At 72.3% G+C, this 20,384-nt stretch carries 16 protein-coding genes; 6 read left to right on the top strand and 10 right to left on the bottom strand.

What is annotated here, in order from left to right; all coding sequences use genetic code 11:
• Window positions 1-37: 37 nt before the first annotated feature.
• Together K7C98_RS09575 and K7C98_RS09580 are read right to left on the bottom strand one after the other, a co-directional pair.
• Window positions 38-1,732 carry an AgmX/PglI C-terminal domain-containing protein gene (locus K7C98_RS09575; RefSeq protein WP_224191288.1) on the bottom strand — a complete coding sequence of 565 codons (1,695 nt, stop codon included), beginning with the start codon at window positions 1,730-1,732 and terminating at the stop codon, window positions 38-40.
• Between the two features lie 422 nt (window positions 1,733-2,154).
• Window positions 2,155-3,753, bottom strand: coding sequence for a ferritin-like domain-containing protein (locus tag K7C98_RS09580; RefSeq protein WP_224191289.1), 1,599 nt, complete (start codon window positions 3,751-3,753; stop codon window positions 2,155-2,157).
• Between the two features lie 79 nt (window positions 3,754-3,832).
• Here K7C98_RS09580 and K7C98_RS09585 point away from each other — a divergent pair, with 79 nt between their 5' ends.
• Window positions 3,833-5,308 carry a lipase maturation factor family protein gene (locus tag K7C98_RS09585; RefSeq protein WP_224191290.1) on the top strand — a complete coding sequence of 492 codons (1,476 nt, stop codon included), beginning with the start codon at window positions 3,833-3,835 and terminating at the stop codon, window positions 5,306-5,308.
• A 481-nt stretch (window positions 5,309-5,789) separates the two neighbouring features.
• Complete coding sequence (locus K7C98_RS09590; protein ID WP_224191291.1) at window positions 5,790-7,232, top strand: RtcB family protein; 1,443 nt, start codon at window positions 5,790-5,792, stop codon at window positions 7,230-7,232.
• 63 nt (window positions 7,233-7,295) lie between these two features.
• Here K7C98_RS09590 and K7C98_RS09595 read toward each other — a convergent pair whose 3' ends face one another.
• The 4 genes from K7C98_RS09595 to K7C98_RS43455 all read right to left on the bottom strand — a co-directional run bounded on the left by K7C98_RS09595 (window position 7,296) and on the right by K7C98_RS43455 (window position 11,879).
• Window positions 7,296-8,357, bottom strand: coding sequence for a fibro-slime domain-containing protein (locus K7C98_RS09595; RefSeq protein WP_224191292.1), 1,062 nt, complete (start codon window positions 8,355-8,357; stop codon window positions 7,296-7,298).
• Between the two features lie 269 nt (window positions 8,358-8,626).
• Window positions 8,627-9,697, bottom strand: coding sequence for a fibro-slime domain-containing protein (locus K7C98_RS09600; protein ID WP_224191293.1), 1,071 nt, complete (start codon window positions 9,695-9,697; stop codon window positions 8,627-8,629).
• Between the two features lie 469 nt (window positions 9,698-10,166).
• Window positions 10,167-11,180 carry a hypothetical protein gene (locus K7C98_RS09605; protein ID WP_224191294.1) on the bottom strand — a complete coding sequence of 338 codons (1,014 nt, stop codon included), beginning with the start codon at window positions 11,178-11,180 and terminating at the stop codon, window positions 10,167-10,169.
• 366 nt (window positions 11,181-11,546) lie between these two features.
• The gene (locus tag K7C98_RS43455; RefSeq protein ID WP_263429380.1) at window positions 11,547-11,879 is read right to left on the bottom strand and encodes a hypothetical protein; all 333 of its coding nucleotides are present in this window, start codon (window positions 11,877-11,879) and stop codon (window positions 11,547-11,549) included.
• A gap of 188 nt (window positions 11,880-12,067) precedes the next feature.
• Between K7C98_RS43455 and K7C98_RS09615 the strand changes: the two genes are divergently transcribed.
• On the top strand, window positions 12,068-12,331 hold the full coding sequence (locus K7C98_RS09615; RefSeq protein ID WP_224191303.1) for a hypothetical protein: 264 nt from the start codon (window positions 12,068-12,070) through the stop codon (window positions 12,329-12,331).
• Between the two features lie 45 nt (window positions 12,332-12,376).
• Here the strand turns inward: K7C98_RS09615 and K7C98_RS09620 are convergent, their stop codons facing one another.
• The 4 genes from K7C98_RS09620 to K7C98_RS09635 all read right to left on the bottom strand — a co-directional run bounded on the left by K7C98_RS09620 (window position 12,377) and on the right by K7C98_RS09635 (window position 17,576).
• Window positions 12,377-13,774 (bottom strand): DUF4215 domain-containing protein, encoded by a 1,398-nt coding sequence (locus K7C98_RS09620; RefSeq protein ID WP_224191295.1) that lies wholly within the window; start codon window positions 13,772-13,774, stop codon window positions 12,377-12,379.
• A gap of 22 nt (window positions 13,775-13,796) precedes the next feature.
• Complete coding sequence (locus K7C98_RS09625) at window positions 13,797-15,551, bottom strand: DUF4215 domain-containing protein (protein WP_224191296.1); 1,755 nt, start codon at window positions 15,549-15,551, stop codon at window positions 13,797-13,799.
• Between the two features lie 115 nt (window positions 15,552-15,666).
• Window positions 15,667-16,980: a spinster family MFS transporter gene (locus K7C98_RS09630; protein ID WP_224191297.1), complete on the bottom strand. Its 1,314-nt coding sequence runs from the start codon at window positions 16,978-16,980 to the stop codon at window positions 15,667-15,669.
• On the bottom strand, window positions 16,980-17,576 hold the full coding sequence (locus tag K7C98_RS09635; protein WP_224191298.1) for a DUF1802 family protein: 597 nt from the start codon (window positions 17,574-17,576) through the stop codon (window positions 16,980-16,982). The genes K7C98_RS09630 and K7C98_RS09635 overlap by 1 nt, the downstream gene beginning before the upstream one ends.
• A gap of 24 nt (window positions 17,577-17,600) precedes the next feature.
• On the opposite strand from K7C98_RS09635, the gene K7C98_RS09640 reads away from it, so the two are divergent.
• From K7C98_RS09640 to K7C98_RS09650, 3 genes are all read left to right on the top strand, one after another.
• Window positions 17,601-19,055, top strand: coding sequence for a hypothetical protein (locus tag K7C98_RS09640; RefSeq protein WP_224191299.1), 1,455 nt, complete (start codon window positions 17,601-17,603; stop codon window positions 19,053-19,055).
• 63 nt (window positions 19,056-19,118) lie between these two features.
• Window positions 19,119-19,382 carry a hypothetical protein gene (locus tag K7C98_RS09645; protein ID WP_224191300.1) on the top strand — a complete coding sequence of 88 codons (264 nt, stop codon included), beginning with the start codon at window positions 19,119-19,121 and terminating at the stop codon, window positions 19,380-19,382.
• 96 nt (window positions 19,383-19,478) lie between these two features.
• Window positions 19,479-20,378 (top strand): DUF692 domain-containing protein, encoded by a 900-nt coding sequence (locus K7C98_RS09650; protein ID WP_224191301.1) that lies wholly within the window; start codon window positions 19,479-19,481, stop codon window positions 20,376-20,378.
• Window positions 20,379-20,384 lie beyond the last annotated feature (6 nt).

Genomic DNA, 20,384 nt, shown 5'->3' on the forward strand with positions numbered 1-20,384 from the left:
CGGGGCTCCGCCCGGTGGGGCGAGGCTATCTTTCAGGTCAGCCGGGCTGGAGGATGAACGGGTAGGTCACGATGGCCGCGCCGCCCGAGGCCGGCTTGGGGAACGACCAGCGCTTGACCGCCTGGGCGATGCAGGACCCGACGGCGCGGTCCTTGAGGTCGGTCTCGCCGACGACGGCCTGGGTGACCTTGCCGGTGCCGCCGATGGTGAACTGCACGGCGACGCGGCCCTTGAGGTTGGCGTCCTTGGCCAGGCCCTGGTTGTAGCAGTAGCGCACCTCGTTGATGTGAGCCCGCACGACGCGGCGGATGAGGTCCTTGTCGAGGCCGCCGACGACCTCGGCCTTGGTGGCGAGGACCTGCGGGGTGCGGGTCTTGCGGGTCTCGAAGCCGGCGGAGCGGCGGAGGAGGCCGCCGTCGCCGTCGCCGGGGCGGTTGTGGCCGATGAGGCCGACCGAGGTCAGACCGACGGTGCCCTCGCCGGTGCCGCCGCCGCCGCGGCCGTTGCCGACGAGACCGATCCCGCCGACGCCGAAGGACTCGGCGGTGTGGTTGCCGACGAGCTGACCCCACACGTCCTGGTCGTCGTTGCCGACGGCGTACGTGTCGCCGAAGGGCGAGGCCATGACGTGACCCGCGTCGGCCTTCATCAGGCCGAGGATGCCGGTGTTGCGCGCGTCCATGTCGGGGTCGAAGTTACGGGCCAGCTTCGGCATCACCGAGGCCTCGCCCTTCATGGCGTAGCGGCCGCTGACCTGCTTGCTCTCCTTCTTGCCGGCCTGGCCCTCGTCGCCGACGTGGCGCTCGCCGGCCACGCCGCCGGGCTCGTCGGTCTGCTCCTCCTCGGTGGGGATCGCGTCGTCCTTCATCTGGTTCGGCTGGGCGAGGTAGCCGACGAAGCGGCTGTCCCCGAGCTCCTCCTGGAGGGCCAGCGCGCCGGCCTCGTTCGGGATCATCTGCGTGAGCAGGATGAGGCTGCCGATCGCGGCCGCCGAGATGCCGTTGTGGAACCAGAACGGCTTGTCGATCTCGCTCTTGCGCGCGATCACGCGGCCGGGGGCGACCGAGTGGATGAAGAAGGTGAGGCCCTGGAAGCGGATCCGGGCCTTCGCGCCGGCGGCGAGCGGGTAGCTGTAGACGCCGGCCTCGATCGGACGGGCGTGACCGTTGCGGATCAGCTCCTCGAGGGTCACGTGGGTCTCGCCGATCCGCACCTCACCGGCCATGTCGGCGGTGAACTGCAGGCTGTGCTCGCGCTCGCCGTGGACGATCGGCAGCTCGCGGTGGCCGGGGACGGACACGTGGAACGCGGCGTCGTGGCCCTCGCCGAGGGTGTAGGCGGTGCGGGCGCGGTCCTGCATGCGCATGGCGGCGACGCCGAAGGGGATCAGGCCGAGCATCGCCAGGCCGAAGCCGAGGCCGCCGAGGCCGGTGCCCGGGGCCCGGGGCGCGGGGGCGCTGACCTCGGCCGCGGCCTTGACGGCGGCGGCGTGGCCGTCCCAGTCCTGGGCGGCGTCGTGGCCGAACAGGGCCAGGCCGCCGAGGACCAGCGCGCCGCCGGCCACGAGCCACTTCGGCGCGCTGCGCCGGCCGTCGCGGTTCTGGCCGAGGTGCTGCACGTCGAGGACGGTGTCGTTGTACATCGCCACGACCTCGGCGACCCGGCCGCCGTCCTGCACCTCGGACTCGTTGTTGACGTTGCTGGCTTCGATTCGATGGTCGCGGGTCGTCATGGCGTCACTGGCTTTCATATTCGCGGGGCGAATTGCTGATTGATGGGACATGTTCTTGCGGCTCGCTCCTGACGAGCAGGCGTGCCGAGCCGCGCGGGGGTCCGTCGCGGCGGCAGCGAGGGGCTTGTCAGCCGCCCGTCCTGCTTCGCCGTCGCAGCACCGTCGACGCGGCTACAGACAGAGGCCCGGGGCCGCGGTTCCTCGGGCGGCGAAAAATTGTGCGGGCCGCACACGACGAACCCGCCCGGGAACCTGCGTCAGGCCGCGTTGTCGCGGGCGGGAGCTCGTGATTGCCCGGGAACCCCGGCGACGAGGCGATGTCGGCGGCGGAGAAAGTGACAGCGCGGCCGCGTGTGCGACAGCGTGGGCGCGGGGAGGGCGGCGGAGCGGCGCCGGTGCGGGCCGGCGCCGCTGTCACTTTCTCAGGCGGCCAGCTGCAGCGCCGCGAGCGTCGGGCGGACCAGCTCGCGCAGGCCCTCGCGCCACAGCGCGGCGCGCAGGGGCGCGTCGATGACGCCGTGCTCGTGCAGGTCGGGCTCGCCGGCCTGTTGGGTGAGCCCGGCGAGGGTGAGCTCGGCGTCGGCGATCGCGGCGGCGAACACGGCCTCGGCGCGGGCGCGCTGGTCCGCGCTCGCGTCCGCGAGGGCCCATTGCACGAAGCGCCAGCCGAGCTCGGCGTGGCGCTGCTCGTCGCCGGCGATCCGCTCGAGCGTGCGCCGCAGCGACGGGTCGACGGCGCGGAGCGCCGCCTCGCGGGCCTCGAGCGCGGACAGCGTCTCGCCGACGCAGGCCTCGCGGATCACCGCGGCGAGCACGGCGTCGAGGTCGATGCTGCCGAGCGCGCCGGCGGCGGGCAGCGGGCCGGGGCCGACGCCTGTCCCCTGGTACAGGCTGGCGAGCGCGAAGCAGAGCCGCGCGTGCTCGACCTCGTCGGCGAGGGCCCGCTGGGCGCCGTCGACCAGCTCGGCCGGCGCGCCGACGGCGAGGAGCTGGAGGATGAAGCGCGCGAACGAGGCCACCGAGGCGTGCTCGTACAGACCGATCTGCGTCCAGTAGGCGGCCAGGCGCGCGCGCACCGGCGGGAGCGCGACGGGGGCGCGGACGAGGGCGCGCCAGTCGTCGCGGGCGCGCGCGGGCGCGACGACGGCCTCGTCCTCGACGAGGAAGGGCCGGCCGCAGGCCGCGTTGGCGCAGCTCCACGCCTGGATGTCACCGTCGAAGCGGCACGGCGGGCTGTCGCAGTCGCCGTCGCCGGCGCACAGGTCGTTCGGGGTGGTGCAGTGCGAGGAGAACACGCCGGGCTCGCAGATGTCGGGCGAGAAGCCGCACAGCGCGCCGGGGCAGTCGGCGTCGGTGATGCACGCGGCGGGGACGCACTCGGTGAAGAAGCCGAGGCCCTCGCCGGCGCAGCGGCAGACCTCACCGGTGGCGCAGTCGGCGTCGGTCTGGCAGCCGTACACGCAGCCGCAGGTGTCGCCGGGCGCGAGGATGCCGCCGAACACCATATTGAGCTGGCACGAGCCGAACGGCTTGTCGGTGCAGTCGGCGTCGACGAGGCACTCGCCGTCGGGCGAGGCGTCGGCGGGGCAGCTGCTCGGCGTGACCGGGGACAGGCACTCGCGCGGCTCGGGGCGGTGGATGATGCCGCCGTCGCACTGCACGAAGCCCGAGGGCGTCGCCGGGTCGACGAAGGCCTGCATGATGTCGGTGACGGCCCCGTCGCAGGCGGGCGGCGGGACGACGCCGGTGGTCGAGGTCGGCGACTCGGTGGTGGTGGTCGGCGCGGTGGTCTGACCGCCGCTCTCGCTGCCGGTGCCGGGGTCGGTGGCGCCGTCGGTCGTCGTCGGGCCGGTGGTGCCGGCGGTGCCCGTGGCGGTGTTGTCGGTGCTCGCGCCGGACTCGGAGGCGGTCACGGTGCCGGTCTCGGTCTCGGTCTTGCCGGGGGCGCAGGCGACGAGGAGGCCGAGGGCGGCGAAGAGAGAGGCGCGGAGGGGGTCTAAGGAGGTTCGGATAAGCGTCATGGGTGCCAAGGAGACGCCGAGGCGCGGCCCGGGTCAAGCGGCGTTGCCCTCGACGGGCCCGGCTCGTAGTGTCGGCGGGATGACGGACCGCGCCGCGCCGCTCGCCCGCTTCGCGGCGGTGTCGCCCGACTCGGGGCCGGTGGTGGCGCGGCTGTTCCACGCGGCGCTCGGGCTGGTGTTCGTGATCGCGTTCGCGTCGCTGCGAGTGCAATTGGTACCGCTGCTCGGCGCGGACGGGCTGGCGCCGGCCGCCGAGGCGGTCGCGCAGGCGCGGCCGGGCGGGTGGTGGGCCACGCCGACGCTGTTCTGGTGGTGGTCCGGCGACGCGGCGCTGCGCGGGGCGGCGACGCTCGGGATCGTCGCGGGGGCGCTGGCGCTCGTCGGCGTGTGGCCGCGCGCGTGCCTGGCGATCGCCACGCTGCTCTATTTGAGCTTCGTCAGCGTCGGCGCGCCTTTTTTACAGTTCCAGTGGGACAGCCTGCTGGTCGAGTGCGGGGCGCTGGCGCTGCTGCTGCCGCGCGACCGGCCGTCGCCGACGGCCCACCTGCTGCTGCTGTTCGCGGCGTTCAAGCTGTACTTCGAGTCAGGTCTGGCGAAAGGATGGTCGCCGATCGGCGACTGGTGGGACGGCAGCGCGATGTATTATTATTACGAGACGGCGCCGCTGCCGGGGCCGCTGGCCTGGTACGCGCATCACCTGCCGGGGTGGTGGCACGCGCTCGAGAGCCGGGCGACGCTGGTGCTCGAGCTGGTGGCGCCGGTCCTGCTGTTCTGCGGGCGCCGCGGGCGGCTGGTCGCGCTCGTGGTGCTCACGGGGTTCCAGCTGATCAACCTGGCGACCGCGAACTACGGGTTCTTCGTCTACCTGGCGCTGGCGCTGCACCTGTTCATGCTGCGCGACGCGGACCTGCTGCGCCTGTACGCGCGGCTGCCGGGGCGACGGGCGTGGGGGTGGGTGCTGCTGCCGCGCGAGGGGGTGCCGGCGCCGCGGTGGCCGCGGCTGCGCGCGGGGCTGTTGGGCGGGTTCGCGGTGGTCTATCTCGTGCTGTCGCTGGTGACGGCGCGGGTCGAGCTCGGCGGCCGGGCGGGCCCGTGGGCGACGGCGCTGCAGCGGCGCACAGGACCGTTGCACGTGTTCAACGCGTACCACCTGTTCGCGCAGATCACCCGGGTGCGGGTCGAGCCGGCGTTCGCGGCGTACGCGGACGGGGCGTGGCGCGCGTACGACATGCATGACAAGCCAGGTCCGCCGGACCGCGCGCCGCCGCTGGTCGCCCCGCACCAGCCGCGGCTCGACTTCATGCTGTGGTTCCACGGGCTGAGCGCCCGCCGGGCCCCGCCCGGCTACGTGCGTCGGCTGCTGCGGCTGCTGTGCGAGGACCCGGAACGGGCGCAGTACTTCTTCGCGACGCCGCTGCTGCCGCGGCCGTCGCGGGTGCGGGTGCAGTACTGGCGCTACACGTTCACGCGGCCGGGCGAGGTCGGGTGGTGGCGGCGCGAGCCGGCGGCGCCGGAGCTGATGATGACGTGTACGACGGGACAGGTGTTGCGGTAGGCGGTCGACGTGCTCTGCCCCGATGCGCTCGGGGCGAGGAACCGCCATCTCTCGTCATTCACGGCGTGTCATTCCCCCGCGACGGCGCTCGCCGCGGTCTGGGCGCGGGATTCGTCTGCCGACTTCCCGTCGAATGACCATCACCTGTTCGGCGGACCGTGGGGGAACGCGAGGCGATGTGTGCGAAGGGACAGGTCGCGTGCCTGGCCGGCGGGCGCGGCCGCGCGGGGCTCGGGTCCGCGCCGGGTGTGGGTCGGTGCTTGACTTCGCCGGGCGCTGCCCGTAACTTCCTGGCCTTCCGCGGCTGCTGAGCGGAAATCTCTGGGCCCTGGTGCGCGGCTGTCCGCTGCGCCAGGGTGGATAGGACCTGTGCGAAGGGACACGGCCCGAAGGTCATGTCGCACAGGCACGTGGCGCGCGCCTCGAACGGCGCGACGCAGCGCGCACGCGCGGGCCGACGCGTGCGCAGGAGCCCAGTGTCATGCAGCCAAAGAACTTGCAACGGGTCTTCGCCGCGCTCGCGCGCGAGGGCCTCCATGTCGAGCGCGACGGTCGCGTCTACCGTGTGCGGCTCAAGGACGTGCCCGACGCGCCGGCGGGCGAGGTGCTGTTGCCCGACGACTTCCCGGTCGAGGCCAAGGCGCTGCGCCAGCTCGCGGGCCTCGCCGCGCTCCGGCACCCGGCCGGCGGCGGGATGGCGACGGTGCGCGCGTCGCCCGACTTCCACCCGGGCGACGCGGGCGTGGCGATCGGCTCGATCGTCGAGACCGAGGGGATCGTCGTCCCCGCGGCCGTCGGCACCGACATCAACTGCGGCATGCGCCTGCACGTGGTCGACCTCCCGGCCGAGCAATTGCTGGCGCACCGCGATGTCCTGGTCGAACGGCTCAAGGGCGACTACTTCTTCTCGACGCGCGACCTGCCGATGACGGCCGAGGCGATGCAGGGGCTGTTCCGCGAGGGGCTGCTCGGCTGGCTCGAGGCGGTGCGGCGGCGCCCGCTCGGGCAGCTGGCTCGCGCGGACCTCGATCAACTCGAGCGGGAGATCGATCGGGTGCACCTCGGCGGCGCGCTCGACGGCGACCCGCGCTGGGCGCCGGAAGACCTGGCGCCCGCGGAGGGGGTGGTGCGCGACGGCGGGCTGGCGACGATCGGCGGCGGCAACCATTTCGTCGAGATCCAGGTCGTCGAGGCGGTCGTCGACCGCGCGCGGGCCCGGCAGTGGGACGTCCGCGCGGGGCAAGTGGCGATCATGATCCACTCGGGCTCGCGCGGGGTCGGCAAGCACGTCGGCGCGCTGTGGCGCGACCGGGCCCGCAGCATGTGGCCGAAAGGCCAGAAGTTCCCGCCGGAGGGGCTGTTCTCGCTGTCGCTGGCGGACCAGCCGGAGGCCGTCGCCGGCTACATGCAGGCGGAGGCGACGGCGGCGAACTACGGGTTCCTCAACCGCCTGCTGCTGGCCGAGCTGCTGCGCCAGCGCCTGCGTGAATTGTTCGGCGAGGTCGCGGCGCCGCTGGTGTACGACCTGCCGCACAACATCACGCTGCCGGTCGACGGGCCGGCGAAGCGGTGGATCACCCGCAAGGGCGCGTGCCCGGCGGGGGCCGAGCAGCCGGTGATCATCCCGGGCTCGATGGGCGCGGCCTCGTACCTGCTGGTCGGGCGCGGGTCGCCGCAATTGCTCGGCTCGGCCTCGCACGGGGCCGGGCGGGCCACCTCGCGCTTCGAGATGGGCCGGCGCGGGCGCGACACCGAGGACCTCGGGCTCGCGGGGGTCGACTGCATCACGCTCCGCGAGGAGCGGCGGATCGAGGAGGCGCCCGCGGCCTACAAGCCGATCGGCCCCGTGATCGCCTGCCAGGTCGAGGCGGGGCTGTGCGACGTGGTCGCCCGCATGCGGCCGCTCATGACCTTCAAGGCGTGAGCGGCCGTGGCGGGCGCCGCGGTGGATCCGTGGGTGTGCACATTCGCCGGGCGCGGCGAATGTTCACATCGGCACGAAGCAGCTGATCGAGGTGTCGATGCGGAAGTTGCTGCCGGCCTCGCAGCGCTCGGCGTGGAAGGCGTCGAGGGTGTAGGTCTGGTTGGGGGTGAGGCCGAGGGTGTCGAGGTTGATGGTGCCCTGGACCGGCGGGTGGAGGCCGCCGAGGTCCATCGCCAGCTTGCCGTCGATGAAGACCCACACGTCGTCGTCGCCGCTGAAGCTGAAGGTCTGGCCGGCCTCGTAGACGAAGTTGGTGTGGATCTCGGTGGTGAACGAGCCGTTGCGGTCGGGGTAGGTCTCGCCCGCCCAGTTGGGCGTGACGTTGTTGCCGAAGCCCTGATCGGTCAGCGGGAAGAACTCGTCGCTCTCGAAGCTCCAGATCCCCGGCTGGATCTCCGTCAGGACCAGCTCGCCCGCGATCTCCATGCTGACGTCGGCCTTGGTGTTGTACCAGTCGGAGAACGAGGCGGCGCTGGTGATCTGCGGGTTCGACCCCTGGTAACCCGGGGCCGGCGGGGGCTGGGGATTGAAGACCGGCTTGCCGTCGCCGCCGAGCGTGCTCTGGACCAGGCCGGGGCGCGCCATGTTGCCCCACATGTGACAGCCGAAGTCGTTGTGATTCGGCTTGAGGTCGCGGTAGGTGACCTGCAGGGTGCCGCATTCGAGCGGCGGCTCGCCAGTGGTCGTGGTGGTGGTCGAATCGTCGATCGTGGTGTCGCCGGTGGTGGTATCGCTCGTCGACGTATCGGTGGTCGTGGTGGTCTCGTCGCCGGTGGTGGTCGTGGTGGTCTCGTCGCCGGTGGACGAGGTGACCGGGAGCGTGGTGCTGTCGGTGGTGGTGTCCGAGGTGTCCGTCGCGCTCGTGTCGGTGACGGTGGAATCCGTGGTGGTGGGCGTCGAGTCGCTGGCGGTGCCGCTGTCGGTGCCCTCGGTGGTCGAGCTGTCCGTGGCGGTGCCGCTGTCGGTCGGGTTGCTGGTGCTGTCGGTGGTGCCGGTGTTGGCGCCGGAGTCCGAGTCGGTGCCCTGAACCGCGCCGTTGTCGCCGCACGCGACGGTGAGGGTCATCGCCGCCACGAGCGACGGAGCGCTTGCCCATGAAGGTATGCTGAACATCGCTCGAGCGTACCGGATCGCTGCGCGGGGACAAGCGCCGGACGTGGATGGCCGGCCCGCGCGCATGAGCGTGAACTCGCGGAGCTACGTGGCGGTGGCCGTCGGCTGGGCGGCCGCTCGTCCCCGCGGCGGCGCTTCAGGTCGAGGTCGGACCTGCGGCCGCTCGTGCGTGAGCGGCCGCGGTCGATTCGCCGGTGCGAACATTGCCGCCGAGCGGACGATCACATCGGGATGAAGCAGCTGATCGAGGTGTCGATGCGGAAGTTGCTGCCGCTGTCGCAGCGCTCGGCGTGGAACACGTCGAGGCTGTAGCTCTGGAACGGGGTGAGGCCGAGGGTGTCGAGGTTGATGGAGCCCTGGACCGGTTCATGGAGGCCGCCGAGGTCCATCGCCAGCTTGCCGTCGATGAACACCCACACGTCGTCGTCGCCGCTGAAGCTGAAGGTCTGGCCGGCCTCGTAGACGAAGGTGGTGTGGAGCTCGGTGGTGAACGAGCCGTTGCGGTCGGGGTAGGTCTGGTTGCCCCAGTTCGGCGTGACGTTGTTGCCGAAGCCCATGTCGGTGAGCGGGTAGAACGAGTTGCTCTGGAAGCTCCAGATGCCCGGCTGAATCTCGTTGAGCTCGAGCTCACCGACGATCTCGAAGTTGATGTCGGCCTTGGAGTTGTACCAGTCGCTGAACGAGTCGGCGCTGGTGATCTGCGGGTTGGTGCCGGTGTAGCCCGGCGGGGGCGGGGGCGGGGCGGGGTTGTAGACCGGCTTGTCGTCGCCGCCGAGCGTCTGCGTCACGAGGCCCGGGCGCGCCATGTTGCCGCTCATGTGACAGCCGAAGTCGGTGTGCTTCGGCTTGAAGTCGCGATAGGTGACGATCAGGTTGCCGCACTCGAGCGGTGGCTCGCCGGTGGTGGTCGTCGTGGTGTCGTCGGTCGTCTCGCCGTCGGTGGTGGTCGTGTCGGTGGCGTCGCCCGTCGTGGTCGTGGTCTCGCCGTCGGTGGTCTCGGTGGTCTCGCCCGTGGTCGCGGTCACCGGCGACGTGGTGTCGGTCGTGTCCGAGGTGTCGGTGGCGCTGGGGTCCGTGCTCGTGGTGGTCGGCGAGGTGGTGGTCGGCGACGATTCGGAGCCGCTGGCGGTGCCCTCGGTGCTCTCGGTGCCCTCGCTGGCCGAGCCGGCGGTCGGGTCCTCGTCGGTGGTGGCGGCGGTGTCGGTGATGGTGCCGGGGGTCAGGCCGGCAGTCTCCGAGTCGCCGATGGTCCCCTGCATCGCAGGGTCGCCGCACGCGACGGAAAAGGTCATCGCCACCAGGAGCGTTTTGACGCCCCCACGAGAAGGGATGCTAGACATTGCGCGAGGGTACCGGATCGGCGTGCCGCCGCAAGAGTTGTTTCAGGGGCGGAGCCGCTGAGGGCCGACCCGAGGGCGGTCCATCGGCGCGACTCGGAAGCCGGGTCGTCCGATTGTTGCGAGGCCGAGAGCTGCCGTCATTGTCGGGCCGCGCGCGTCCGCGCGACCGAGGAGGTCGGACGTCGGCTGATTCGGGGCGATGTACGGCCACGGTCGGGATGTGCCCACGTGTCATTCCTCGGACGCCCACCGATTCACGTCTCGGACGGCGGCCGGCGCGCGCGGTGCCGCCGTGAACCCGCGTACGCGGCGCCCGATCGCCGCGCAGGGTCGATCGCAGACGCCTGCACGCCGCCGCGGGGACGCGTGAATCGTCACTCACAATTCGCCGATCGTGTTCGGTCGAAGCGGCGCGGCGCGATCAGAGGATGCAGCCGATCCGGGCGCTGTCGACGGCGACCTCGTCGATCCAGATGTCGTAGTGGTCGGGGTTGGGGCCGCCCTGGTAGAGCCACCAGCCGACCCACATCGATTCGAATTGCGGCATGATGTAATCGGCGCCCTGGTTGCCGCCGTGGTCCTTGGCGGTGGTGGCGAGCGAGGGGTGCTCGTCGGCGTCCCACCAGAATTTTGTCTCGTCGTTCTGGCCGTCGTGCAGCCATTCGAGGCACACCCAGTCCTGGACGACGACGGCCTTGGCCTGGCCCGGCGGGTCGTCGTCGAGGTTGGTCCAGTCGCCGGTCGGGCCGCCGTCGGTGCCGACGCCGAACAGGTTCTTGCCGGCGAACGGGTTGTATTGCCCGCCGACGCGGATCTCGCCGGGCTCGCCGGAGCCGACGGCGCCGACGAGGGTCCAGTGGGCCCAGTCGGGGGCGATCGGGACGGCGTCGATCCACACGAACATGCGGCCGTAATAGGTGTTGTCGGGGGCGAGGAAGGTGACGACCTCGCGGAGATAGGAGAAGCCGTTGCCCTCGGTGTGGATATGGGCCGCGCTGGCGCCGCGCGCGGCGTGCTGCGAATCGATGGTGACGGTGCCGGTGACCTGCCATTTGCCGAGGTCGATCGCGCCGCCCTCGAAGGAGTCGCACAGCAGGACGTCGGCGCCGTCGCAGCGGGCGTCGCCGAAGAACTTGCGGCGATCGTTGGAGTAGTCGCGCGCGGGCTCGCCGGTGGTCCCGCCGGTGCTGTCGTCGGTGGTGCCGGTCGGGTCGACCGCGGTGGTCGAGGACGGGTGCGAAGTGGTGGGAGAGGTCGTGGTCGGCGACGAGGTGGCGGTGGAGGTCGTGGTGGCGGTGGAGGTCGGGTCGGGGACGTCGGTCGACGCGGTGGCCCCGGGGCCGGTGGTCTGCGTCGGGTCGGTCGCGCTCGAGGTGCTGCCGCCCGTCGAGTTGCCGCCGTCGTCGCCGCCGCAGGCGCTCGCGAGCAGAGACATTGCGAGCATCGTCGCGCGTGAGCTGGACATGGCCGAGATCCTCCGCGGCGATGGTAACCGAAAGCCCGCTGCGCCCGACCTGCGCGTGAATGCGCGAGGACGGGTGCGCGGACCCTCATGCCCTCGTCGATCGCAGCCCGGGCGAAACTGCGAGCGGCGCGAACCGGCGCATGAGGTCATTCGCCGCGAGCGGACTATGATGAATCGTGAAGAGGTCTCAATGTGCATGTGCCATGATCGTCGGGGGTCGAATCATGGGCTGGCCGGAAATGAGACAGCGGCTGTCCAGGCGCCGGCGCTCGGGGAAGGCCGCACGCGAGGGGGCTTCTCATAATTTGTGGTGATCCGGAGTTCGAGGCGCGACGCTCATCGGATCGCGTGATCATGGTGATGAATGATGGTTCCCCGGCGCGACCGACGGCCTCGCCATGCCTCGATGCCGAGCGCGATCACCTGGCGATCATGGGTCGCCTGTTCCGCGGCGACTTCGCGCTGGAGATCCGGCTGGGCGCCGCGCTGGCGCTGTTCCGGGTGTTCGCGGTGCCGCGGATCTCGGGGCTGTTGGCGCAGACGCGGGCGTGGGAGCGCCGGCCGCAGCAGCGCCTCGATCGCACGATCGACCTGCTGAGCGTGCTGGTGGTGCAGGGTTACGACAGCGGCGCCGGGGCGGCCGCGCTGGCCCGACTCAACGCGGTACACGCCCGGCACGCGATCGCCAACGAGGACTTCGTCTACGTGCTGACGGCCTTCGTGACCGAGCCGGAGCGGGTGATCGCCCGCTACGGCAAGCGCCCGCTCCGCCCGGTCGAGCGCGCGGCGGCGTACGTGTTCTGGCGCGAGGTGGGCGTCCGCATGGGGATCCGGGACATCCGGGCTCGTTCGCGGCGATGCAGCGGTTCCAGGCGGAGTACGAGGCGAGGCATCGCCACTTCGCGGCGTGCAACCAGATCACGGCGGAGGGGGCGCTGGCGGCGATCTCGCGCGTGGTGCCGGCGCCGCTGCGTGGGGCGGTGCGCGAGGTGGTGCTGGCGTTGCTCGAGCCCGCGGTGCGGCGCGCGTGCGGGTTCGCCGGCGAGGAGCCGCGGCTCGGGCGAGCGCTCGACGTGCTGGTGGCCGCGCGGCGCCGCGTCTGGGGCTGGCTCTCCAACTGACCGGGGCTCGGCCGGGGCCGCACGGACGTCGGCGACGATCGCCGTTCACTGTTCGATGCAGTAGAGGCGCAGCTTCTGGGCGCAGTCCACGTCCGCGCAACCCTCGGTCCATCCGAGGTTGGTGGCGTGCACGAGGCCGGCGACGGCGGTGCCGCTGCCGGCCAGCCAGCCGCTGCAGGGGTCGCCCGCGAACGGGCTGCCGGTGGCGCGGGTGTGGGTCCAGGCGAGGTTGGCGGGGTCGCTGCAGACGAAGCCGGGCATGAGCTTGGCGCCGGCGGCGGTGCGGTCGATGGCGTGGGCGAGGCTGCCGCTGACGAGGGCGAGCCAGTCGGCGGCGACGATCTCGAGCGAGCCGGGGAGCACGTAGGGGACGCTGGCCCGGGTGAGGCGCGCCGCGGGCGGGTCGCCGGGGAAGCTGAGCCAGGCGCGGTAGGTGCCGGGGAGCTCGGCGGCGAGCGCCGAGTCCTGGCAGAAATTGTCGGCGGCGGCGAGGTTGCCGAGCGCGCCGGAGGTGGTCTCGGCGGTGACGAACACGAAGTAGGCGTCGCGCTCGCAGGTCGGCGAGCAGCCGTCGCCGGCGACGTCGTTGCCGTCGTCGCAGGCCTCGCCGGGGACCTGCAGGCCGTCGCCGCAGTCCTCGAGCCGGCAGTTCCAGGCGCAGCCGTCGCCGCCGACGAGGTTGCCGTCGTCGCAGGCCTCGCCCTCGGCGAGCCAGCCGTCGCCGCACTCGGCGAGGGTGCAGAGGCCGGTGCAGCCGGCGTCGGCGACCTGGCACTCCTCGCCGGGGTCGGGCTCGGTGTTGGCGGCGCAGCTGAGGAGCGAGCAGTCGTCGGCGCAGGGCGGCTCGGCGATCGACGGCTCGCAGGCCTCGCCGGGGCCGACGAGGCCGTCGCCGCAGACGGCGGCGGCGCAGGCGAGGGTGCAGGCGGCGGTGTCGGCGTTGAGCGGGCCGTGGTCGCAGGCCTCGCCGTCCTGCACCACGCCGTCGCCGCAGCCGACCGGGCGGCAGGTGTGGGCGCAGGCGTCGGTGTCGTCGAGGTTGCCGTCGTCGCACTCCTCGTCGTCGCGGTTGACGAGGCCGTCGCCGCAGCGCGCGAGGGTGCAGTCGGCGAGGCAGTCGTCGCCGCCGTCGCACTCCTCGGTCGGGCCGCGCAGGCCGTCGCCGCAGCTGGCGAGGGTGCAGTCGCTCTTGCACGCCGCCCAGTCGCCGTTGAGCGGGCCGGCGTCACACTGCTCGCCCGGCTGCACCACGTCGTCGCCGCACACCGGCCCGACCTCGGTCGTCAGGCCGGTGCCGTCGCCGGTGGTCGTCGTCGGCTCGGGGACCGCGGTCGGCGAACCCGTGCCGGCGTCCGACGGGCCGAGGTCGGCGAAGCAGGCGGCGCAGACGATGGCCAGGGCGGCGAGCCGGCGCGTGGGGGCGCGCCGACTTCGAGGTGGCATCAGGGACATGTTCCGAGGGACATCAGGGCGTCGGCTGCTCGAAGCAGTAGAAGCGGGCCGACTTGTCGCAGGTGACGTCGCAGGCGTCGGTCCAGCCGCCGTCGTCGCGCTTGGCGCTGCCGGCGCGGGCGTTGCTGCTCACCTGGTCGCTCGACCAGTCCATGCAGTCGTTGGCGAACGAGTTGTCGGCGTTGATCCCGGTCCAGACCACGATCTGGCCGTCGCAGTTCATGCCCATGAGCTCCTGGTTCGTGTCGGTGATGTCGATGCCGGTGATGATGTCGCCGTCGATCAGGTCCTCCAGGCTGTTGGCGATCTTGTCGGTCGAGCCGTTGTGAAGGGTGTAGTAGGGGAGGTTCTCGCTGTCGAACAGCTCGACGCTGGGGTTGTAGGCGCCGTCGCCGAGCCAGGCCTTCCAGGTGCCGCCCTTGATCTTGAGCGCGCCGGTGTCGGCCGCGGCCAGCTCGGCGCAGCGGGCGTCGGCGTCCTCGACCGAGTCGAAGCTGTCGTTGCCGGTCTGGTACAGCTTCGAGGTGACGAACACGAGGAAGCCGCTGCGCGTGCAGTTGTCCTTGCACGTGCCCTTGTTGGCGTCGTTGTCGTTGAGCGGGCCGTGGTCGCAGGCCTCGGCCTCGGGGTTGAGGTAGCCGTCGCCGCAGAAGTTGTTCTGGCAGGTCTCGCGGCAGGCGTCGAACGGGTCGGTGTTGCCGTCGTCGCACTGCTCGACGCCCATGTGCAGCTTGCCGTCGCCGCAGACGTTCTGCTTGCAGTCGTTGAGGCAGCCGTCGGTCTCGTCCTTGTTGCCGTCGTCGCACTCGTCGGCGCCGTTGACGATCATGTCGCCGCAGGCGGGCGAGCCGCAGGCGTTGGTGCACTCGTCGTCGTCGACGTCGTTGCCGTCGTCGCACTGCTCCATGCCCATGTAGACTTTGCCGTCGCCGCAGGTGTTGTTCTTGCACTCGGTGGTGCAGGCGGCGTTGTCGGCGTTCTGGGTCTGGCCGTTGTCGCACTCCTCGCCCATCTGGACGATGGCGTCGCCGCACGCCGGGTTCTTGCAGGCGTTGCTGCAGCCGTCGTCGTTGGTCTGGTTGCCGTCGTCGCACTCCTCGCCGGGCGACAAGGTGCCGTCGCCGCAGCCGGGCGGGCCGCAGCTGTTGGGGCAGTCGTCGTTGTCGTTCTGGTTGCCGTCGTCGCAGTGCTCGACGTCCTGCCACACGTGGCCGTCGCCGCACCCGGCCATGACGCAGCCGGCGACGCAGGCGTCGGTGTCGAGGTTGTTGCCGTCGTCGCACGCCTCGACCCCGGCCTGGACGAAGCCGTCGCCGCAGCCGGCGTTCTTGCAGGTGGTGAGGCAGGCGTCGGTCTCGTCGGGGTTGCCGTCGTCGCAGTCCTCGCCCGGGTCGAGGTTGCCGTTGCCGCACGAGGCCAGCTTGCAGTTGACGCAGCCCTCGGCGTCGCCCTCGCACGACTCGCCGGCGCCGACGTAGCCGTCGCCGCAGGTGTTGAACTTGCACGCCGGCGTGCACACGCCGTTGCCGCTCGGGCCCTGGTCGCAGTCCTCGTCGGGGTCCTTCTGATAGTCGCCGCACGTGTCGGCGGGGCCGGTCGTGGTCGGCTCGCTGGTGAGGTCCTGCGTGGTCGTGCTCGTCGTCTCGCCGGTCGTGCTGGTGTTCGCCTGGGTGGCCTCGGGCTGCTCGCCGAAGCCGGTGCCGTCGAAGGTGCAGCCGGCCAGCGCGATGCAGGAGAACAGCAGAGCCGCGGCGTTGCGGGTGATCATCGGAAGGAGCTCCTAAGCGAAGGCGCCCAGCGACGGGCGCGCAGAAGTGCCGACACGATACGGGAGCCGGCGGGTGCACGTCCACAGGGACGCGCGCCCACCGGTGCGGAAGCGGTCAACCAGGATGCGTCATGAGGCCGTCGGGCGCGCGGGCGATCCGGCGCGCACCCCACAGGAGGACCAATCCCCCGAGCAACACCGGGATCGCGGTGGTGGCGATCGCGAGGTTGAGGCCCGCGGACTCCGCCGCCCGCACCGCGGACTCGGTCGGCACCTGACCGGCCAGGTAGGCGGCCTTGGCCCGGTCGCTGACGTAGCCGATCAAGGTGCGCGACAACGCGTCGCCGAACGCGTGAATGCAGAAGATGTTGACCGCGAACGCGGTGCCCCGCAGCCACGCCGGCACGCACCCGACCAGCGCGGCGTTCAGCGGGCCGGTGTTGAGGAACAGCAGCAGCTCGGCGAAGAAGGCGACCACGAACAGCGCGACGAGGTCGTCCATGCGGGTGAGCAGGACGATGAGCGGCGCGCTCAGCACCAGCCCCGCGCCGCTCAACCAAAAATAACCTCCGGCCGAACGCGCCTGCAGACGGTCGCCGAGGCTGCCGCCGAGGAGGGTGCCGCACAGACCGGCGAGCACGGTGACGGCGCCGAACACCGGGCCGGCGCTGGCGGTGCTCATGCCGTGCACGCGCTCGAGGTAGGTCGGCATCCACAACGACAGGCCGCCGACGGTGAAGGTCATCATCGCCAGGCCGACGGTGTTGATCCGCCAGGCGGGGGTGCGGACGATCCGCCCCAGCGCGGTGAAGAAGGTGCCCGCCGGACGCGCGCTCGCGGGGTCGAGCCGGCCGCGCTCGGGCTCGTGGATCCTCGCCGCCAGCGCCGCGAACAGCAGCCCCGGCAGACCGCCGACCAAAAAGACGGCGCGCCAGCCGAAGTGCTCGCCGATGAGTCCTCCGAGGATGAAGCCCAGCGCCGAGCCGACCGGGGTGGCGACGTAGAACAGCGCGAGCTTGCGGCTGCGCTCGTCGGGGCCGTAGAGGTCGGCGATGATCGACGGGGCGGTGGTGGCGTAGGCCGCCTCGCCGATGCCGAGCAGCGCGCGGCACACCAGCAGCTCCTCGTAGCTGCGTGCGAACGCGGCGGCCAGGGTGGCGACGCTCCACAGCGCGACGCCGCCGGCGATGATGTTCTTGCGCTTGAAGCGGTCGCCGAGGTACCCGAGCGGCGCGGCGATCGTGTACGTGATGACGAACAGGCTGCCGAGCAGGCCGCCCTCGGTGTCGCTCAGCGTGAACTCGAGCTTGATCTGCTCGAGCACGCTGCTCAGCAACATCTGGTCGATGTAGTTGAGGAAGTTGATGACCGTGAGGACGATCAGGATCGCCGCGGCCCGGCCGCGCCATGTCGTGGTCAGATCGCTCATCAACCCTCCAGCGCGGAGCGCAGCGCGGCCCGCCGGTCGTCGTGCTCGCGGTCGGACAGCACCGGCTCGACGTCGCCCGCGACGGCCGCCGCGAGGTCGACCCACGAGTGACAGCCGGCGTACTCGGCGAGGTCGGGCAGCTCGATCGCCTGTCTCGAGCGATAGGTCCGCAGGAGCAGGACCCAAAGGCCAGGTCTACGGTAGGCGAAGCGGTCGGCGACGCAGGCGGCGGCGAGGCCGTGCGCTTCGCCGAGCACGTCGAGGCGGGCGAGGTCGCGGACCTCGACGGCGAGGTCGAGCTCGGCCCACAGCTGCAGGCGCAGGCGATCCGGCGGGGGCGCGTCGGCCAGCACCTGCGGCAGGAGGGCGCGCGCGGCCGGGGCGAGGTCGCGGTCGCGCCCGGGCTCGCGCGCGTGGAAGAAGGTCGGCAACAGCCAGAAGCCGCGATGCTGCGGGACGAAGGCCGGCGCCTCGCCGGCACGGAGGCGCGGCTCGCGGATCCCGCCCTTGCGCACGAGCACGCTCTGCTCGCCGGCGCCGAGGCGCGCGCACAGGACGGCCCACTCCTTGAGGGCGACGGGGGATGTGACCCGCATGGGCGCTCAGGCTACCATGGGCGGGTGTTCGGGCGTCGACGGCGATGGCGAGCTCGCGCCGCCCTGGCGAGCCTCGTCGCGCTCGGCGGCTGCGCGCACGCCGGTGCGCGCGGGCAGGACGGGGCGCTGCGCTGGCGCTACCGGGTCGAGGTGCCGGCGGGGCTCGACCACCTGCGCGTCGCGGTGTGCTTCCCCGACGGCGCGCCGCGGCGCCTGACGATCGACGAGGACGACGCGGCGGCGGTCGCGGCGGTGCGCGAGGTCGAGGCCGAGGGCGGCTCGGCGCACCTCGACGTCGAGGCGGCGGCGATCGTGCTCGGACCGCTGCGTGCCGGGGCGTGCGTGCGCTACTCGGTGGCCGTCGACGCGCTGCTCGAGGGCTCGGGTTCGCGCCTGCACGCGCGCGTCGGCGAGGTCGTGTCGATCGACCCGCGCCTGGTGCTGTGGCGCCCGGCGAAGCTCTACTACGAGGCCGACGTGGCGCTCGAGCTGGCGCTCGCGCCGGGGTTGAAGGCGTCGGTGCCGTGGCCGGCGACCGGCGAGGATCAGTACCGACTGCCGGTGACGTCGTTGATGTGGGCGTCGCAGGCGGTGTTCGGGGCGCTCACGACGCAGACGGTCGAGGCCGCGGGGGCGACGTTCTCGGTGGCGATCGTCGACCAGCCGCGCAAGCTCAGCGCGGCGGGCGTGACGAACTGGCTGACGAACGCGGCCGAGACGGTGGCGGCGCTGTACGGGCGCTTCCCGACCGAGCGCATGCAGGTGGTGGTGCTGCCGTTCCCGGGCGGCGGCGGGCCGGTGTACTTCGGCATGGCGCTGCGCGGCGGCGGACCGGCGGTGCAGCTGCTCGTGTCGAGCGAGGCGGCCGACCACACGTTCCCCGGCGAGTGGGTGGCGATCCACGAGTTCCTCCACCACGGCATGCCGTTCGTGCGCCAGTCCGATGCGTGGTTGTCGGAGGGCTTCGTCACCTACTACACGGAGATCTTGCCGACCCGCCGCGGCTTTCGCAGCGAGGCGGCGGGCTGGCAAGCGCTGCTCGACGGGTTCGGCCGCGGCCGCGAGGACGGCACCGGCCAGCCGCTCGCGGTCGAGAGCCGGGAGATGCACGACACGCACAGCTATCAGCGCGTGTACTGGTCCGGCGCCGCGCTCGCCCTGCTCGCCGACGTCGGCCTCCGCTCGCGCGACCGCGAGAGATCGCTCGACGCCGCCATGCGCCACCTGCTGCGCTGCTGCGCCGCGACGCCGCGAGTGTGGAGCGCCGAGTCCACCCTGCGCGAGCTCGACGCCTGGGCCGGCACCCCGGTGTTCACCGATCTGGCGCGGTCATGGTTGTCGCGCGCCGAGTTCCCCGAGCTGGAGCCGCTCTATAGGAAGCTCGGCCTCGATGTGATAGAGGGGGTGGTGAAGATCCGCCAATCCGCCCCCGCAGCCGATGTCCGGCGGGCCATCTTCGCCAGACCCTCCGGTCGCTGAGCGAACCCGCCGCACCGCGACTCGCGGGTGCCCAGACCCACCAAGCAAGAAGGAACGACCACCATGAACGTCAAGCACATCGCCGCGACCCTCGCCATCCTCGGCTCCGCCTCGTTCGCCGTCACCGGCTGCAAGAAGAACGCGGAGGGCACCGAGGTGCCGGCCGCCGAGGGCGAGAAGAAGGCCGACGGCAGCTGCGGCGCGAAGGGCGACGGCAGCTGCGGCGCGAAGGGCGACGGCAGCTGCGGCGCCAAGCCCGCGGAGGGCGAGGCCGCCGCCGAGGGCGAGGCTGCCGCCGAGGGCGAGACCCCGCCGGCCGCCGATTGAGCCGCCGCCGCTCCCGACCGGCCCGGAACTCGGCGGCAGGCCAGGATGCCTGAGCGCCGGGGCCGGGCCGGGCGCTTTTTATCTGACTCTTCGGACATGTCGTTTCGAGCAGGCATCACGGCGCGCGCGAGCGGGGTCCCGACCGGGGTCGGCCTCGGCCTGCGCGGCGCCTTCCTGGCGGAGGTCGACCGCGGCGCGGCCGACGGCCGCGTGCCGTTCTGGGAGATCTCGCCCGACAACTACGTGGCTCGCGGCGGGGCGCGACCGGCTCGGCTGGCGCGGATCGCCGAGCGCTTCCCGATCCTGTCGCACGGGCTGTCGCTGTCGCTCGGCGGGCTCGACCCGCTCGACGCCGAATTCATGGCGGGGCTGCGCGGCTTCTTCGAGCGCGTGCCGGCGCCGTGGCACTCCGACCACCTGTGCTTCTCCGGCCACGACGGCAAGATGCTGCACGACCTGCTGCCGCTGCCGTGGACGACCGCGTCGGCCAAGCGCGTGGCCGCCCGCGTGCGCGAGGTGTCGCAGCGGCTGGAGCGGCCGATGCTGGTCGAGAACATCAGCTACTACCTGCCGCTCGGCTGCGCGCCGCTCGACGAGGCCGCGTTCGTGGTCGAGGTGCTCGAGCGGGCCGACTGCGGGCTCCTGCTCGACGTCAACAACGTGTTCGTCAACGCGACCAACCACGGCTTCGACCCGCTGGAGTGGCTGACGCAGATCCCCCTCGACCGCGTGGTCCAGCTGCACATCGCCGGCCACGAGTTCTGGGACGACGAGCGCCGCGACCTGATCATCGACACCCACGGCGCGCCGGTCCGCCGCGAGGTCGACGAGCTGCTCGCCTGGGTGGTCGAAAGGACAGGTCCTCTGCCGGTGCTGCTCGAGCGCGACGAGAACATCCCGCCGCTCGCCGAGCTGCTGGCCGAGCGCGACCGCGTCGACGCGGTGTATCAAGCGGCCCTGGTCCGCCACGCCGCCCGCGCGCAGGGGGCCGCATGAGCGAGG

This window comes from Nannocystis pusilla, assembly GCF_020073745.1.
Taxonomy (GTDB): domain Bacteria; phylum Myxococcota_A; class Polyangia; order Nannocystales; family Nannocystaceae; genus Nannocystis; species Nannocystis radixulma.